Origin of the sequence: Dongia rigui, from assembly GCF_034044635.1 — a bacterium.
GTDB classification, from domain to species: domain Bacteria; phylum Pseudomonadota; class Alphaproteobacteria; order Dongiales; family Dongiaceae; genus Dongia; species Dongia rigui.
The window spans coordinates 1,329,703-1,344,449 of record NZ_JAXCLX010000001.1 but is presented as its reverse complement, the minus strand read 5'-3'; the positions used below and the strand labels follow the sequence as shown (position 1 = coordinate 1,344,449).

General features: G+C 64.4%; 15 protein-coding genes. 10 read left to right on the top strand and 5 right to left on the bottom strand.

Annotated elements, in window-relative coordinates; translation table 11 throughout:
- Positions 1 to 67 precede the first annotated feature (67 nt).
- Together SMD31_RS06080 and SMD31_RS06075 are read right to left on the bottom strand one after the other, a co-directional pair.
- Positions 68 to 1,207, bottom strand: coding sequence for an acyl-CoA dehydrogenase family protein (locus SMD31_RS06080; RefSeq protein WP_320499907.1), 1,140 nt, complete (start codon positions 1,205 to 1,207; stop codon positions 68 to 70).
- A complete protein-coding gene (locus tag SMD31_RS06075; RefSeq protein ID WP_320499906.1) occupies positions 1,204 to 2,388 on the bottom strand; it encodes a CaiB/BaiF CoA transferase family protein in 1,185 nt (394 codons plus the stop codon). The genes SMD31_RS06080 and SMD31_RS06075 overlap by 4 nt, the downstream gene beginning before the upstream one ends.
- Positions 2,389 to 2,461: 73 nt before the next feature.
- Here SMD31_RS06075 and SMD31_RS06070 point away from each other — a divergent pair, with 73 nt between their 5' ends.
- Both SMD31_RS06070 and SMD31_RS06065 read left to right on the top strand, forming a co-directional pair.
- Positions 2,462 to 3,361 (top strand): LysR family transcriptional regulator, encoded by a 900-nt coding sequence (locus tag SMD31_RS06070; RefSeq protein ID WP_320501007.1) that lies wholly within the window; start codon positions 2,462 to 2,464, stop codon positions 3,359 to 3,361.
- Between the two features lie 97 nt (positions 3,362 to 3,458).
- On the top strand, positions 3,459 to 4,406 hold the full coding sequence (locus SMD31_RS06065; RefSeq protein ID WP_320499905.1) for an ABC transporter ATP-binding protein: 948 nt from the start codon (positions 3,459 to 3,461) through the stop codon (positions 4,404 to 4,406).
- Here SMD31_RS06065 and SMD31_RS06060 read toward each other — a convergent pair.
- Positions 4,369 to 4,608 carry a hypothetical protein gene (locus tag SMD31_RS06060; RefSeq protein ID WP_320499904.1) on the bottom strand — a complete coding sequence of 80 codons (240 nt, stop codon included), beginning with the start codon at positions 4,606 to 4,608 and terminating at the stop codon, positions 4,369 to 4,371. The genes SMD31_RS06065 and SMD31_RS06060 overlap by 38 nt on opposite strands.
- Before the next feature lie 147 nt (positions 4,609 to 4,755).
- Between SMD31_RS06060 and SMD31_RS06055 the strand changes: the two genes are divergently transcribed.
- Positions 4,756 to 5,664 (top strand): LysR substrate-binding domain-containing protein, encoded by a 909-nt coding sequence (locus SMD31_RS06055; RefSeq protein ID WP_320499903.1) that lies wholly within the window; start codon positions 4,756 to 4,758, stop codon positions 5,662 to 5,664.
- Here the strand turns inward: SMD31_RS06055 and SMD31_RS06050 are convergent.
- Positions 5,657 to 7,435, bottom strand: a complete 1,779-nt coding sequence (locus SMD31_RS06050; protein WP_320499902.1) for an SLC13 family permease — start codon at positions 7,433 to 7,435, stop codon at positions 5,657 to 5,659. The genes SMD31_RS06055 and SMD31_RS06050 overlap by 8 nt on opposite strands.
- 143 nt (positions 7,436 to 7,578) lie before the next feature.
- Between SMD31_RS06050 and SMD31_RS06045 the strand changes: the two genes are divergently transcribed.
- The 4 genes from SMD31_RS06045 (at position 7,579) to SMD31_RS06030 (ending at position 10,755) form a co-directional block, all read left to right on the top strand.
- A complete protein-coding gene (locus SMD31_RS06045; RefSeq protein WP_320499901.1) occupies positions 7,579 to 8,445 on the top strand; it encodes a pirin family protein in 867 nt (288 codons plus the stop codon).
- Positions 8,446 to 8,453: 8 nt separating this feature from the next.
- On the top strand, positions 8,454 to 8,981 hold the full coding sequence (locus SMD31_RS06040) for a PAS domain-containing protein (protein WP_320499900.1): 528 nt from the start codon (positions 8,454 to 8,456) through the stop codon (positions 8,979 to 8,981).
- A gap of 198 nt (positions 8,982 to 9,179) precedes the next feature.
- Positions 9,180 to 9,863, top strand: coding sequence for an alpha/beta hydrolase (locus SMD31_RS06035; RefSeq protein WP_320499899.1), 684 nt, complete (start codon positions 9,180 to 9,182; stop codon positions 9,861 to 9,863).
- A 328-nt stretch (positions 9,864 to 10,191) separates the two neighbouring features.
- Positions 10,192 to 10,755 carry an HNH endonuclease gene (locus SMD31_RS06030; RefSeq protein WP_320501006.1) on the top strand — a complete coding sequence of 188 codons (564 nt, stop codon included), beginning with the start codon at positions 10,192 to 10,194 and terminating at the stop codon, positions 10,753 to 10,755.
- A gap of 22 nt (positions 10,756 to 10,777) precedes the next feature.
- Here the strand turns inward: SMD31_RS06030 and SMD31_RS06025 are convergent, their stop codons facing one another.
- Positions 10,778 to 11,161 carry a hypothetical protein gene (locus SMD31_RS06025; protein WP_320499898.1) on the bottom strand — a complete coding sequence of 128 codons (384 nt, stop codon included), beginning with the start codon at positions 11,159 to 11,161 and terminating at the stop codon, positions 10,778 to 10,780.
- A 652-nt stretch (positions 11,162 to 11,813) separates the two neighbouring features.
- On the opposite strand from SMD31_RS06025, the gene SMD31_RS06020 reads away from it, so the two are divergent.
- The 3 genes from SMD31_RS06020 (at position 11,814) to yczE (ending at position 14,634) form a co-directional block, all read left to right on the top strand.
- Complete coding sequence (locus SMD31_RS06020) at positions 11,814 to 13,523, top strand: methyl-accepting chemotaxis protein (RefSeq protein ID WP_320499897.1); 1,710 nt, start codon at positions 11,814 to 11,816, stop codon at positions 13,521 to 13,523.
- Between the two features lie 14 nt (positions 13,524 to 13,537).
- Positions 13,538 to 13,903, top strand: a complete 366-nt coding sequence (locus SMD31_RS06015) for a hypothetical protein (RefSeq protein WP_320499896.1) — start codon at positions 13,538 to 13,540, stop codon at positions 13,901 to 13,903.
- Between the two features lie 110 nt (positions 13,904 to 14,013).
- Positions 14,014 to 14,634, top strand: coding sequence for a membrane protein YczE (gene yczE, locus SMD31_RS06010; RefSeq protein WP_320499895.1), 621 nt, complete (start codon positions 14,014 to 14,016; stop codon positions 14,632 to 14,634).
- Positions 14,635 to 14,747: the final 113 nt, after the last annotated feature.

The window sequence follows — 14,747 nt, the reverse complement described above, 5'->3', positions numbered from 1 at the left end:
CGGCCTTGAGCGGGCGACATTATCAGCTTCGTATTTGTCCGACAAAATATAAAATTGTTCTGCCGGATCAATGCACTTGCAGCAGATTCCGGGCGATGATGGTGCGTTGAATCTCGGACGAGCCCTCATAAATCCGCATGATGCGCAGGTCGCGCACATGCCGCTCCAGGGGCAGTCCGCGGGTGAAGCCATAGCCGCCATGGATCTGCAAGGCGAGGTCCGCGACCTTGGCCGCCGTCTCCGAGGCAAACAGCTTGGCCATCGAGGCCTCCATGGAAAAGCGCTGACCGCTTGAGCGCTTCATCACCGCATCCTCGGTGAGGAGCCGCGCCGCCTGCAATTGCGTTGCCATGTCGGCGATCATCCATTGGATGCCTTGATAGTCCGCCAAAGGTGACCCACCGATCTGCCGCGCGCGCGCCCAAGCGACAGCGGCATCGAGCGCTGCCTGCGCGATGCCGAGGCACATCGCCGAAACCTCGACGCGGCCATTGTCGAGCACCTTCATCGCCGTGCGAAAGCCGCTTCCTTCCGCGCCGAGGCGGTGGGTCGCCGGCACCAGGCAATCGAAATTGAGCTCAAACACATGGCCGCCTTTGAGGCCCATGGTCTTCTCCGGCGGTGATGCCGCGATGCCGGGCGTCCCCTTCTCGACCACGAAGGCGGAGATGCCCTTATGCGCGGCCCCAGGATCTGTCACCGCAAAGACGACGATGAAATCGGCGATGCCGCCATTGGAAATGAAATGCTTGGTGCCGGTCAGGCGATACCCGTCACCTTCCCGCACAGCCCGACAGCGCATATCGGCGGGATTGGAGCCGGCGCGCGGTTCGGTCAGGGCGAAGGCGCCGAGCTTCTCGCCAGACGCGGCATTGGGCAGGAACCGCCGCCGCAGATCGTCATCGCCGCCGATCAGGATCGCATCCGTTGAAAGGTAATGCGCCGTCAGCGCCGAGGCCGTGCTGGCGCAAGCACCCGCGATGGCCTCGACACCGGCTGCTAGTGCCGCCGCCGACAACCCCGGCCCGCCCCAGTTTTCCGGCAGGTTGAGACCCCAGACGCCAAGCTGCGCGAGCGCTGCAAGTTGCGCCCTTGGGAAGGACGCCGTCTCGTCAATTTCGGCCGCGGCCGGCGCCAGCACAGCGGCACAGACGCGGCGAATGGACTCGCATGCGGCCTGTTCATCCGTGTTCAAGGACCAGCTCATGCCTCAACCTCCTCATGTCCCAGCCAGCGTTCGAGGATCGCCGCATTGTGTTGGCCAAGCCCCGGCGCCGGACGCTGCTGCCCGCGTGTCATGCCGCTGAAATGCACCGGCTGCTCCATCACCGGGATGTCGCCCAGCTTGGGGTGCGCCACGTTAGGCATCAGCCCACGCGCGGCGACATGGGTGCCACCCAATACATCGGCCGCAGTCTCGATTGCGGAAGCCGGAATCCCGGCAGCACTCAAGGCCGCCACCGCCTCGGCAACATCGACTTCCCTCAGCCATGCCTCGATCGCGGCGCGGCAGGCCGGCTCGTTCTCCGTGCGCAAACTGTCGCTGGCAAAGCGCGGATCCTGCGCCAATTCAGGCCGCCCGATGCACTCGGCGAGCCTTGCGAACTGCCCGTTATTGAGCACGCAGATCACCAGATGCCCATCGCGCGCCGGGAACGCGCCGAAAGGCGTCGACAGCGGATGCCGGTTGCCGGTCCGCATCGGCGGTGAATTGCCGAACATGAACTGCGCCATCGCCGTCGGCAGCAGGGCGATCAGGCTGTCCACCATGGCGATGTCGAGCTGGCGGCCCCGGCCGTTGCGCTGCCGTTCGACGAGTGCGGCGAGGATCGACCAGGAGGCGAACAGCCCGGCCGCCAGGTCGCCAAAAGAATCGCCCACCTTGGTCGGCGGGCCGTCGGTGCTGCCGGTCATCGCCATCAGCCCGGACATGGCCTGCGCCACCAGATCGAAGGCCGGCAGATCCGCCTTGGCGCCGCTCTGCCCGAAACCGGAGATACTGGCATAGATGAGGCCCGGATTTCCGCGGGCCAGATCCTCATAGCTGAAGCCCAACCGTGCCGCGACCCCGGGGCGGAAATTCTCCACCACCACATCGGCCTTGGCAGCCAGCGCCCGGGCAAGCTGCTGGTCGCTTGGCGCTTTCAGATCCAGCATCAGGCCCCATTTGTTGCGGTTGACCAGCTGGAAGAGGGCGCTCTCGCCGTCACGGAACGGTCCCACATGCCGGTAGTCGTCGCCGCCGGGGCTCTCCAGCTTCACCACATCGGCGCCGAGATCGGCCAGCAAGGCCGTGCAATAGGGGCCGGAAAGGACCCGTGTCAGGTCAAGGATGCGGATGCCGCTCAAGGGGCCCGATTTCATGTCGTCACCGTCAGGATGGCTCATCTCCTGGCCATGATCGGTAAAATGCCCTATAAGAAAAAATACTGACTTCTAATTCTTAGTATAGGTATGGACTATATCCATCTCGCTCCGCCATATCCGCGCCTATCTCGCCGTGGCCGAGGCCGGCAGCACGGCGGGTGCTGCCCGCGCGCTCAATCTGTCGCAGCCCAGCGTCTCGGTGGCGATCAAGGAGCTTGAGGAGATTCTCGGCCAGGCCCTGTTCCAGCGCCAACCGGCGCGGGGGCTGACGCTCACCCCCTTCGGCCAGCGCAAATTGCCCGAGGCGCGGGGCCTTGCCGCCGCTCTGGCTGCTTTCGAGACGGCGCCAAGCGGCGCCGAACCCGCAGGCCATGTCGCCTTCGGCTATTTCACCACGCTGGGGCCGCAATATGTGCCGGGCATTCTGAAGCGCATGGCGCGCGACTTTCCCAAGGTGAGCGTGCAGCCGATCGAGGCCGATCTCAACGAGATGAACCAGCATCTGGCCGCCGGCCGCATCGAACTGGCGCTCTCCTATGATGTCGAGATGGGCGGCCGCATCGTCGCCGAGACCGTCGCCGAGCTCATCCCCTATGCCCTGCTGCCGGCCGGCCACCGGCTTGCCAAGAAGAAGTCCGTGACGGTGGCAGCACTCGCCGCCGAGCCCTTCATCCTGGTCGATCTGCCCTTGAGCCGCGATTTCCTGCTCTCGGTCTTCCGCGCCGAAGGGGTCGAGCCGCGCATCGCCCATCGGACGCGCTCGCTGGAAATGGTGCTGGGCCTGGTTGCCAACGGCCACGGCATTTCGGTCCTGGTGACGCGCCCGGCCTCGACCCTTGCCTATGATGGCAAGAAGATCGCGCGCCTGCCCATTGCCCAAACCCGCGTGCGCCAGCGCGTCATCCTGGCCCGGCCCGAGGCGGCGCCGCTCACCGCCCCCGCCCAGGCGCTGGCGCGCTGCATCCGCGCCGAGCTTGCCGCCAAGCGCGCATGAGCGAATTGCCGCAGGGGGTGGTTGCACCGCAAGGGCCAAGGCTAGACTGCAAGCTGGGTGGCCGGCCGGAATCGGCCCCTGGAAGGATCACCCCCCAATGATGCCGCGCTCGCTTCTCGTCTTCATCTGGCAGGTCAGCGGCAGGCGGCAGATCCTGCTCTGCGGGCTGACCGTCATCGTCTCGCTGCTCACCACCCTGCCGCTGGAATTGCAGCGGCGCATCGTCGATGACGCCATCCACGGCCAGGCGGTCGATCTGCTGCTTCTGCTTTCCGCCGCTTATCTCGGCGTGCTGCTGGTGCAGGGTGGCCTCAAATATGTGCTCAACGTCTATCGCGGCTATATGGTCGAACACGTCGCCCGCGATCTGCGCCACCGCATCTTCGACGGCACGCAAGGGAAGGAGGGCGCCCATCTGGTGAAACAGGGCGCCATCGTCTCGATGGTGGCGGCCGAGGTCGAGGATCTGGCCGGCTTCGTCGGCGACAGCGTCTCCTTCCCCCTGCTGCAGGCCGGCACGGCGCTCTCCGCCATGGGCTATCTCATCTGGGTCGAGCCGCGCATCGCCCTCTTTGCCATCCTCCTTTATCTGCCGCAGCTCTTCGTCGTGCCGCTGGGGCAGCGGCGTATCAACCGCTGGGGCAACATCCATGCGCGGCTGCTCCGGAAGATGGGCGACACGATTGTCGGGACGAGCGTCGGCGGCGCATTCGACCGCCATGGCCGGCCGAAATTCCGCCGCCGCTTCATGCGCCTCGTCATGGGCGCCTACCGCACGCGGCGCGCTGTCTACCGGGTGAAGTTCTTCCTCACCTTCTTCGGCAATTTCCTCGATGCGCTGGCGCCGCTCATTGTGCTCTCGGTCGGCGGCTGGCTGGTGATCAAGGGCGAGGTGGAGGTCTCGACCCTGGTCGTCTTCATCACCGGCTTCCAGAAGGTGGCCGATCCCTGGGACCAGCTGCTCACCTTCTATCGCACCGCGTCCAACGCCAAGGTGAAATACCGCCTCATCGCCGATGCCCTGCCGCAACCGGTCTCGGCCTGAAGTTGAAGCTTAAAGCGCGGAAGATCCGCTCCCACAGGTTGGGTCGCTCCAACTCGACCCGATGCATCGGGTCCTCCGCGAGCGCAAGGCCCCCATCGGCGGTGCGGATCAGCCCCATATCGGCCAGCAAATGCGTCTCATGGGGCTGCTGGTCGGGATGGGGACGGTAGGTGAAAAACAGGGAATCCCAATCGCTTTGCATGCTGTCCTCCTCGGATAAAATTAAGGCCTGATTTACGGCTCTTTGGGTTTCCACCAGGCCTGATACTGGCTATATTGGCGACAAATGGAGTGAAGTCAGCTTAGTTACCGTGCAAAGCGGATTAAGCTCTGATTAACAGGAACGGTGATGTCCGAGCGCATGCCGATGCTGCCCGCCTTGCGTGCCTTCGAAGCGGTGGCGCGGCTGGGCAGCGTGCGCGCGGCGGCGGCCGACCTCCATGTGACGCCGGCGGCGGTCAGCCAGCAGGTGAAGGCGCTCGAAGCCGATCTCGGCCGCCCCCTCATCCGCCGCCGCGGCAACGCCCTTGAACTCACCGAAACAGGTGCCGCCGGCAGCGATACCTTGCAGGCCGCCTTCCGCCTGATGGCCGAGGCGGTGAAGCAGATGCGCGAGCATCAGGCCCAACCACAGATCCGCTTGAGCGTCGATCCGACACTGGCGGCCAGCTGGCTCATCGGCCGCCTGCCGCGCTACCGGGCACTCCCCGGCAGCGTCGATCTGCTGCTCGACGCCAATCGCCGCTATGCCGATTTCGCCCGCGATCAGGTCGATGCCGCGATCCGCTTCGGCATCGGGCGCTTCCCCGGCCTCGCTGCGCATTTCCTGTTGGCCGAGGAACTCTTTCCCGTCTGCAGCCCCAAACTGCTGCGCGGTGACCATCCGCTGAAAGTTCCAGCCGACCTCCGGCACCACACCTTGCTGCACAACGACTGGTCGACGCGCCTCGGCAACTGGCCCAATTGGCAGGATTGGCTCAGCGCCGCCGGCGCCAAAGGCGTCGACGCGAAGAGTGGCCTGCATTTCAATGACGGCCTCGTCGTGCTCGAAGCAGCGCTAAGCGGCCAGGGTGTCTTCCTCGGCAACACCACCGCCGTGCAGGATCTCATCGCCGCCCGGAAACTGGTGGCACCTTTCCCGCTGCGACTGAAAAGCGATCTCGGCTATTATTTTGTCTGCCCGGACCATGCGACACGGCGCCGCGAGATTATTGTCCTGTGCGACTGGCTGAAGGCGGAAGCGAACGTGCCTAGCTGACCGGCCAGAAGAACAGCAGGGCCGGCACCGCCACCACGATGACGATCAGCGACAGCGGCCCGCCGAGCCGCGCGTAATCGCCGAAGCGATAACCGCCCGGCCCCATCACCAGCGTGTTGCACTGATGCCCGATGGGGGTAAGGAAATCGCAGCCCGCCCCGATCGCCACCGCCATCAGGAAGGCTTCCGGCTGGTAGCCCAACGTGTGTGAAAAGCTCGCGGCGATTGGCGCCATGATCAGCACCGTGGCGGCGTTGTTGAGGAAAGGTGTCACCATCATCGCCGCGGCGAGGATCAGGCCCAGCGCGCCATAGGGGGGCAGGCCGGTGGCCACATGCGACAGGCCGTCGGCAATGAGATCCGTGGCCCCCGTCGTATGCAGCGCCTCGCTCACCGGGATGAGGGCCGCCAGCATCAGGATGATTGGCCATTCGACGATCTGATAGACTTGGCGCAACGCAATCGCGCGCGCCACCACCATGGCGACGGCCGCGCCAAAGAAAGCGATGGCAACCGGCAGGATACCGAATGCCGTCAACCCCATCGCCGCCAGCAGGATCGCAATCGGCAGCCAGGCGATGCGCGGCCGGCCGAGGTACAACTCGCGTTCAGCCAGCGGCAGGCAGTTGAGAGCGCGCAATTTCTCTGGGATCTGCCCGCCATTCCCCTGCAGCACAACGACGTCGCCTACCTCCAACTCGATTGTGCCAAGGCGGTCGGTGAGGCGCTGGCCCGTGCGACTGACCGCCAGCAGGTTGATCTCGTAACGTTGGAACAGCTGCGAATCCTGCGCCGACAAGCCGATGAGCGGCGAGTTCAACCCGATCACGGCCTCAATGCTGCGAACTTCTCCTTGCGGCTCCGCCGCCTCCGGTTGGCGATGGCCTGATTCCAGCTGCAGCTTACCGCGCGAGACGATCCGCTCCAGCGCCTCGTGATCGCCTTCCAGGATCAAGGTCTGGCCGGCCTTCAGCAGCGCATCCGGCAGCGGTGTCATGTGCCGGTCGTCGGCGCCCAGAATGGCGATGATCTTGGTCTCGCCATCACCCAGTTCCTTGAGATCCGCGACGGTTCGACCGATGAGCGGCGAGTTCTCCGGGATCTCTGCCTCGGTCACATAGTTCTTGATGTCGACAGCGGCGTCGAGCGAGACGGTGGTACGCGTGCGTTCCGGCAGCAGCCGGTGGCCCACCATCAGGAACAGCAGGCCGACGCAAGCCAGCACGACGCCGACCGGCGTAAAATCGAACATCGTGAACGGTGTGCCGCCGAGATCGGCCCGCACTTCCGAGACGATGATGTTGGGCGAGGTGCCGATCTGCGTCGTCAGCCCGCCCAGCAGCGCACCGAAGGACATCGGCATCAGGAAGCGCGACGGACTGACTCCGGATCGCCGTGCCATCTGGAACGCAACCGGAATCATGATGGCCAGCGCGCCGATATTCTTAACGAAGGCGGACAGCACCGTGACGGTCCCCACCAGCACCAGCAATTGCAGCTGGAAGGAATGGCTGCTTGGCAGCACGCGCTTGAGGGTTGCCTCGATGATGCCGGTCTGCGCGATGGCGCTGGAGACAACCAGGGCGCTCGCCACGATGATGACGATATCATTGGAGAAACCGGCAAAGGCATCTTCCGGCTTCACCAGCCCCAAACCGACCGCCGCCATCAAAGCGAGACAGGCGGTGATGTCATAGCGCGGCCGGCCCCAGACGAAGAGTGCCATCATGATGGCGACGATGCCGAAGGCCAGGCCCTGCTCGGTGGTCACAATATATATCTCTCCAATTGATCCGGCGGCCCAACCCGCCACGATCGGCATTGGTTCCCAAGCTTGCCAACTTCCCCCAGTGCCGCCATTTTGTCTCCGCTAACATGGCAGCAAAGCGGGTTCGCGAAGGGGAAAGATCAGGAATGGTCAATATTCAGAACGTCGTCGTACCGCGCCTGCGCGATATTGGCGATTTCTCAGTCATGCGCGTACTGCCCGTGGCCGCGCGGCGCATGGTCGGTCCGTTTGTCTTTCTCGACCAATTCGGCCCCGTCACGCTGCCGGCGGGCAAGGGCATGGATGTGCGCCCGCATCCGCATATCGGCCTCTCGACGGTGACCTATCTGCTGACGGGCAGCATCGTGCATCGCGATTCGCTGGGCAGCGAACTCTCCATCAATCCCGGCGACGTCAATTGGATGACGGCGGGCCGCGGCATCGTGCATTCCGAACGCTCGGATGTCGATCTGCGCAAGCGCCCGCAGGACCTCTATGGCCTCCAATCCTGGGTGGCCTTGCCGCGAAAATATGAGGAGACCGATCCCGCCTTCGTCCATTACGCCAGCGCGGTCCTGCCAGAAATGTCGGGCGAGGGCATCGATCTCAAAGTCATCGCCGGCACGATCGACAACCTCGTCTCGCCGGTCGTAACGCTTTCACCGCTGTTCTATGGCGATGTCGCCTTGCGGGCCGGCGCCAGCTATTGCCTCGAAGCCGCCTATGAGGAACGCGCGGCCTACTTCATCGAAGGCACGGTCGAGATCGACGGTGTCCCTTATGAACAAGGCCGCCTCGTTGCTTTCGGCCCGGGCGAGATCGTCATCAAGGCGCGGACACCGGCGCGCTTCGTCGTGCTGGGCGGCGAACCGCTCGATGGTCCGCGCCACATCTATTGGAACTTCGTCTCCTCCTCGCTCGAGCGTATCGAGCAGGCCAAGGCCGATTGGCGCCGCGATCAGTTCGGCTTGCCCATTGCGGGCGAGCATGAATTCATTCCGCTGCCGGACTAGCGGCAAGCATGACCCAATCGGTGCAGGTCGACCCCGACGATGCCAACGCTCTCGCCGCTGGCATGGCGGCGCTCGACATGGTCTCGCCCCTCATCGTCGCCGGATTCAATTACTGGAATGCAAAACGCGCTGGTCGACAGATGCCGGCGCGGGCCGATATCGACCCCGTCATCGAGATCCCCAGGCTGCTGCCCCATATCATCCTCATTGATGTGCGCCGCGAGCCGCTTGATTTCCGCTTCCGCCTGGTGGGCTCCTATGTGCGCCAGAATCTCAGCCGCGATTATGTGGGGCTGTGGTTCTCGGGGCTTGTCAATTACAATCCGCAAAGCACGATCTGGCCGCAGCACAAGAAGGTGGCGCTCCATGGCCTGCCGATGTTGCAGCGCCCGACCTATATCGGCCCGCATCGCGATTTCATCGCCGTCGAAAACGTCCTGCTGCCGTTGACCGTGCCGGACAAGAATGCGGCCATGCAGATCATGTTCTTCGACTTCGTCCGCCGCCGCCTGGATGAGGATCCGGTGGCGGGATAGACTGCTCACGAAATCGCCCAACCTCAGTCGTCATCCCCGGGCCTGGCCCGGGGATCCACGAGTTTCCATCAACTGCCGCAAACTCGTGGATGCCCGCACCAAGTGCGGGCATGACGGTCGGGTACTGCCATAATTGCCGGGCACGCCTTGGCCTGATATGGAAGACGGCAGCGCTCCCTATCCGAAAGTCCCTATTCCATGGTCAAGCTTGACGGTCCCTCGCATCCGCCCCTCAACGGCTCGAAGCCCGAGCAGGTGGTGGTATTCCTGCATGGCTACGGCTCCAATGGCGACGATCTCATCAGCCTCGCGCCCTATCTGGCGCCGGCTTTGCCGGAGGCCGAGTTCCTTTCGCCCAACGCGCCTTACCCTTGCGAGATCAACCCTTTCGGCGGCTATCAATGGTTCGGCCTCGAAGAGCGCAGTGCTGCCAACCGCCTCAAAGGTGCCCGCGAAGCCGGCCCCATTCTCGACGCCTATCTCGACGCGGTCTTGAAGGAACGCGGCCTCACCGAAGCCGATCTCGCTTTGGTGGGTTTCAGCCAGGGCACCATGATGGCCCTCCATGTGGGCCTGCGCCGCGCCAATCCCGTGGCGGGTATCGTCGGCTATTCCGGCATGCTGGTGGCGCCAGAACTCCTGGGCGCCGAGATCAAGTCGAAACCGCCGGTTCTCCTGGTCCATGGCATGGCCGACGAGGTCCTGCCCTTCGCCGCGATGGCCGAGGCCGAGGCGGCCTTGAAGGCCAATGGCGTCCATGTCCATGCCGAAGGCCGCCCGGGCCTCCCGCATTCGATCGACCAGCGCGGCCTCGAACTCGGTGCCTCCATGCTGCATCAACTGATGTGCAAGCATCACGACCATGGGCACCATCACCACTGACCGCACGCCGGCCGGTCCGTCGTCCCCGGCCCACGCCCAACTTGTCATGCCCGCGCAGGCGGGCATCCATGGCCCGTTTCGACCGGGTCGCTGCAACTTCCATGGATCCCCGCTTTCGCGGGGATGACAGCCAATGTGGCGTTCCGGTTGAACTGTCATTTTCGGCCCCGATTCACGTGGAATGACAACATCGTGAAAGATCACGCCGGCTCTACCGCTACATCTTGAGTTTTCCCGACAGCCCGGCTATTCCTTAATTGTTGGCGTGCGGGTTTCCGCATGATCGCGGTAACCTGCAAGGCCTTTTGGCAATGCGGGAGTTGGCATGATGATGGCCTCGCCCGAGGCATGTCCGGCCCTGGTACTCAACGCCGATTTCCGGCCGTTGAGCTACTTCCCGCTGTCTCTGTGGCCCTGGCAGGAAGCGGTCAAGGCCGTGTTCCTCGACCGCGTGAACATCCTTTCCGAATATGACGAGATGGTGCACAGCCCCAGCCTCGCCATGCGGCTCCCGTCGGTTATTTCGCTCAAGGAGTACGTGCCGCAGGAACGCCGCCCCGCCTTTACGCGCTTCAACGTGTTCCTGCGCGACCGTTTCCGCTGCCAATATTGCGGCCGGCATTCGGCGGCCCATGATCTGACCTTCGACCATGTCGTGCCGCGCGCCCGCGGTGGCCGCACCTCGTGGCAGAACGTCGTCGCCGCCTGCCAGGGCTGCAATCTGCGCAAGGGAAGCAAGCTGCCGCATCAGGTCGGCATGTTCCCCAAGAGGCGGCCGATCCAACCCACGACGTTCGAACTGCAGGAAAACGGCCGCGCCTTCCCGCCAAACTATCTCCACCAGAGTTGGCGGGATTTTCTTTACTGGGACAGCGAACTCGAAACCGGCTGAACTCGTCGCGCACCAACCCCCGTCACGATCGCACCGCCAGTTCCTGCCGCTGCAGGGCCAGGGCCATTTCCAGCATGCGTTGGCGCTCGGTGCTGTCGCGCGCCGTGGCGGCGATGGCGTTGTGGATCTGGGCGCAGCGTCGCCCGAGATGCGCCCGTGCCGGCTTCAAGCCCAATTCGGCACAGAGCGACAGCATTGCCATCATCACCTGGTCCAGCAGTTCGGCGTCGATCGCGACCGCGTCCTCCGTCTGGAATGATGCGCCACCGCTTCTGCCCGTCACCAGCCAGGCGATGTCGCGTTTCAAAACCTGCGCCAGCACGGCGAGGGCGGGGCGCTTTGGCTCCGAGCGGCCGGCCAGATAATTGTTGAGCGTGGTGAGCGGAATGCCGCTGACCTGGGCCACGCGTGTGGCGCCCCCCGCCTCTCCAACCGCCCCTCGCAGCCGTTGCGCGAATCCATCCGTCGCCGCCATGTCATCCCCCCGGGTCAAGGAGAGCCGGTCCCGGCCGGCCTCAGTCGGCCGCCACCGGGCGCGCTAAGGACGGTTCCCTCCCGCAACTCCCGGCGGTGGCACGATCGTATGAATATTGTCTTGAAGTGGTCATCCATTTCTGGAATGATAGGAATATGAGCAGAGGACTTGACGGGGGGTTGGGTAGCGATGCGGCACGCGAAAACGGGGCGAAAGCTTCTATTATCGTTCATAAATTCTAAGATTCTCCCAGCGCGGCGGGCAGCGTGACCATGTCGGTGCCTGGTCGAGAAAGGGATGTCTACTATCCATTTCTGGAACAACAGCCAATGACGTGGGGCCTGCATGAGGCCGACGCCGACGCCCAATCGATGCCCGGATATTGCTGCCGCAGCCCCGTCCCCAACGGATCGCCCTGATCATGCGGCGCGCCGATCCGGCACCGCCGCCATCCTAACACGGGCGAAATCGCCTGCCATTGGCAAAACCCGAATCGCTTCACGGGCTTAGGACCGAATTCAGCCCGTCCTGCCGCGCGCCGCAGACCCTTTGGCGCGCCTCTTTTTCGCAAGAAGGTGCACCGATGAACCTCGGCAATTTTCGAATCGCGACCAAAGTGCTCTCCATCATCGGCCTGCTCGGCCTGGTTGCGGCTCTCATCACGGCGGCCGGCATCTACAGCCTGCACTCGCTCCATGTCGCCACCACCGAGCTTGCCGAGGCAGCCGACAAATCGGTTCTCTCCGCCCGCATGCGCCAGAACATCATCGCGCTCAACCGGAGTGAGTTTCGCATCACGGTCGATCCGTCGGGCGCCAACTTCGCCGAGGCGATGGCCTTCATCGATAAGCAAAAGGCTGAGCTGGAGGAGCGCCTGACATCGGCGGAAGCTCTAGCAGATGCCAAGCAGGCACCGGCCTTGAAAACGGTGCGCGACGCCTACGCGGCCTATCTCGCCTCGCTGCAGCAGACCATTGATCTCGCGCAAAGCAGCAGCAGTGCCATCTCGATCGGCGAGGTGCAGCGCACCCTGCTGGCTCAGACCATGGCCAGCCGCAAGAATGCAGAAGCCGTCGAACAGGCGCTCATCGCCAATACCAAGATTGTCAGCGACCACGCCGAAGCCGTGACGGCGGAGGCCGGCGACCTCTACGACTTCGCCAGCCGCAGCATGATCATCGGTGCCGCCAGCGGCATCCTCATCGGCCTTATCCTCGGTTTCTTCGTCTCGCAGAAAGGCATCGTGCAGCCGATCCGGCGCATGGTCGACTGCCTGCGGGGCCTCGCCGATGGCCATCTCGAAACGGTGGTCTTCGGAACGACCCGCAAGGACGAGATCGGCGACATCGCCGCCACCACCCAGGTCTTCAAGGAGAACATGGTGAAGGCGCGGGATCTTGCGGCCGAGCAGGAAGCCTTGAAGAAAAAGGCCGCCGAGGATCAGCAACGCGCCATGAACAAGATGGCCGATGAATTCGAAGCCTCGGTCTCCGGCATCGTCAGCACAGTCTCATCTTCAGCGACCGAGCTTGAGAAATCGGCACAGGGCATGTCGGCCACCGCCGAGCAGACCAACCGGCAATCGACCGCGGTGGCAGCGGCTGCCGAACAAGCCACAGCCAACGTCCAGACCGTGGCGGCGGCGACTGAGGAATTGTCCTCATCGATCACCGAGATCGGCCGCCAGGTGGCGCAATCGGCGGCGGTGGCGCGCAAGGCGGTCGATGAGACCACGCGCACCAACCAGGTGGTGGTGAGCCTTTCCACCGAGGCCGAGGCGATCGGCGATGTCGTGAAGCTGATCAGCGAGATCGCCAGCCAGACCAATCTCCTCGCCCTCAACGCCACGATCGAAGCGGCCCGCGCCGGCGATGCCGGCAAAGGCTTTGCCGTGGTGGCGTCCGAGGTGAAGAACCTGGCGACGCAGACGGCGAAAGCGACGGACGATATCGGCGCCAAGATCACCGCGATCCAGCAGGCGACCGGACAATCGGTCGAAGCCATTCAATCCATCGCCCGCATCATCGACGAGATGAGCAGCATCTCCGGCACCATCGCTGCGGCGGTCGAGGAGCAGGGCGCGGCGACGCAGGAAATCTCCCGCAACGTGCTGCAGGCCAGCCAAGGCACCAGCGAGGTTTCGACCAACATCGCCGGCGTCACCACGGCGGCGGGCGAAACCGGCCATGCCGCCAGCCAGGTGCTGACCGCCGCCGCCGATCTCGGCAAGCAATCGGAGTTGCTGCGCGCCCAGGTCGGCACCTTCATCGCCACCGTGCGCCAGCAGGGCTAAGGGGGCCGCGTCCGATGTCGACCGAGGGGCTTCATTTCCTCAGCGAGGCGCGGCTGGCCCAGGCGCGGCGGTTTGTTGAGGCCAGCACGGCGGCCCTCGCGCGCCTCGCCATCACACCCCATGCCGCCAGGCTCGATCCGGCCTTGCTGCGCCGCTTTGCCGAGACGGCGGTGACGGCGCGGGAATTGCGGACGCGGATCCTCACTGATCTCGCCCCGATTCTTGAAGCCGACGGGCCGGCCGCGTCCTTGCGCAACGACCCGGCGGCGCAGCGCCTCGTCACCGCCACCCAGCAGGTTGCCGACAGCCTTGCCGACATGATCGCCCGCCTCGAAGGGCTGCAGGAAGGCAGCTTGGCGGCCGGCGAGATCGGCGCTTAAAAATCCGCATTGTACCCAGACACTCCTGCCGCATGACGGTCATGCGCCCGCCCGCTGTTGCCAAGCCGCGGTGGCTCCCCTAAAGCAGAACCTGCAGCTTCAGGGGTTCCATGACCGATCTCATCTTCAAGCGGCTGACGCCGCTCCTTATCGGCTTCGTCATCTGGGGCTTGGCCGTTGCCTTGCAGGTGCGGGCCGATCTCGGCCTCTCGCCCTGGGACGTGTTCCACCAGGGTCTCGGCCATCACTTAGGGATCGGCATCGGCTGGGCCGGCGCCGTCACCAGCATCGGCGTGCTGCTGCTGTGGATCCCGCTGAAGATGAAGCCCGGCATCGGCACCATCCTCAATGCGTTGGTGATCGGCCCCTCGGCCGAGTTCTTCCTGAAATTCGTCGAGACCCCGGACAACATCGTCATCCGTTGGGCCTTCATGCTGGGCGGGATCGTGCTGATGGCGCTGGGTAGTGCGCTTTATCTGCCGGCGCGCCTTGGCACCGGCCCGCGTGACGGTGTGATGGTGGGGCTCAACAAGAAGTTCGAATTCTCGATCCGCCTCTCGCGCACTATCGTCGAAGTGGCGGCCCTCATCATCGGCTTTTTCCTTGGCGGTACCGTCGGCCTCGGCACCCTCGTGATCGCCGTGGGCCTCGGCCCCACCGTGCAGGCGATGCTGCAGGCGCGGCGCTGGCTGGTCGAACGCGTGACCGGCGTGCCGCAGAGCGTGTTGTAGGGTATCCTCATAGAACCGTCATGCCCGGGCCCAGCGTTGGTCCCTATTGGCCGGGCATCCACTCTCTCCAGGCAATCAGTGGATCCCCGGGTCAAGCCCGGGGATGACGTGAG

Bases quoted from the DNA above. Each gene is read 5' to 3' on its own strand.
- SMD31_RS06020 (WP_320499897.1), top strand. From the start codon at position 11,814: ATGAACCTCGGCAATTTTCGAATCGCGACCAAAGTGCTCTCCATCATC.
- SMD31_RS06045 (WP_320499901.1), top strand. From the start codon at position 7,579: ATGGTCAATATTCAGAACGTCGTCGTACCGCGCCTGCGCGATATTGGC.
- SMD31_RS06075 (WP_320499906.1), bottom strand. From the start codon at position 2,388: ATGAGCCATCCTGACGGTGACGACATGAAATCGGGCCCCTTGAGCGGC.
- SMD31_RS06080 (WP_320499907.1), bottom strand. From the start codon at position 1,207: ATGAGCTGGTCCTTGAACACGGATGAACAGGCCGCATGCGAGTCCATT.
- SMD31_RS06055 (WP_320499903.1), top strand. From the start codon at position 4,756: ATGTCCGAGCGCATGCCGATGCTGCCCGCCTTGCGTGCCTTCGAAGCG.
- SMD31_RS06060 (WP_320499904.1), bottom strand. From the start codon at position 4,608: ATGCAAAGCGATTGGGATTCCCTGTTTTTCACCTACCGTCCCCATCCC.
- SMD31_RS06035 (WP_320499899.1), top strand. From the start codon at position 9,180: ATGGTCAAGCTTGACGGTCCCTCGCATCCGCCCCTCAACGGCTCGAAG.
- SMD31_RS06065 (WP_320499905.1), top strand. From the start codon at position 3,459: ATGATGCCGCGCTCGCTTCTCGTCTTCATCTGGCAGGTCAGCGGCAGG.
- SMD31_RS06015 (WP_320499896.1), top strand. From the start codon at position 13,538: ATGTCGACCGAGGGGCTTCATTTCCTCAGCGAGGCGCGGCTGGCCCAG.
- SMD31_RS06030 (WP_320501006.1), top strand. From the start codon at position 10,192: ATGATGGCCTCGCCCGAGGCATGTCCGGCCCTGGTACTCAACGCCGAT.
- SMD31_RS06040 (WP_320499900.1), top strand. From the start codon at position 8,454: ATGACCCAATCGGTGCAGGTCGACCCCGACGATGCCAACGCTCTCGCC.
- yczE (WP_320499895.1), top strand. From the start codon at position 14,014: ATGACCGATCTCATCTTCAAGCGGCTGACGCCGCTCCTTATCGGCTTC.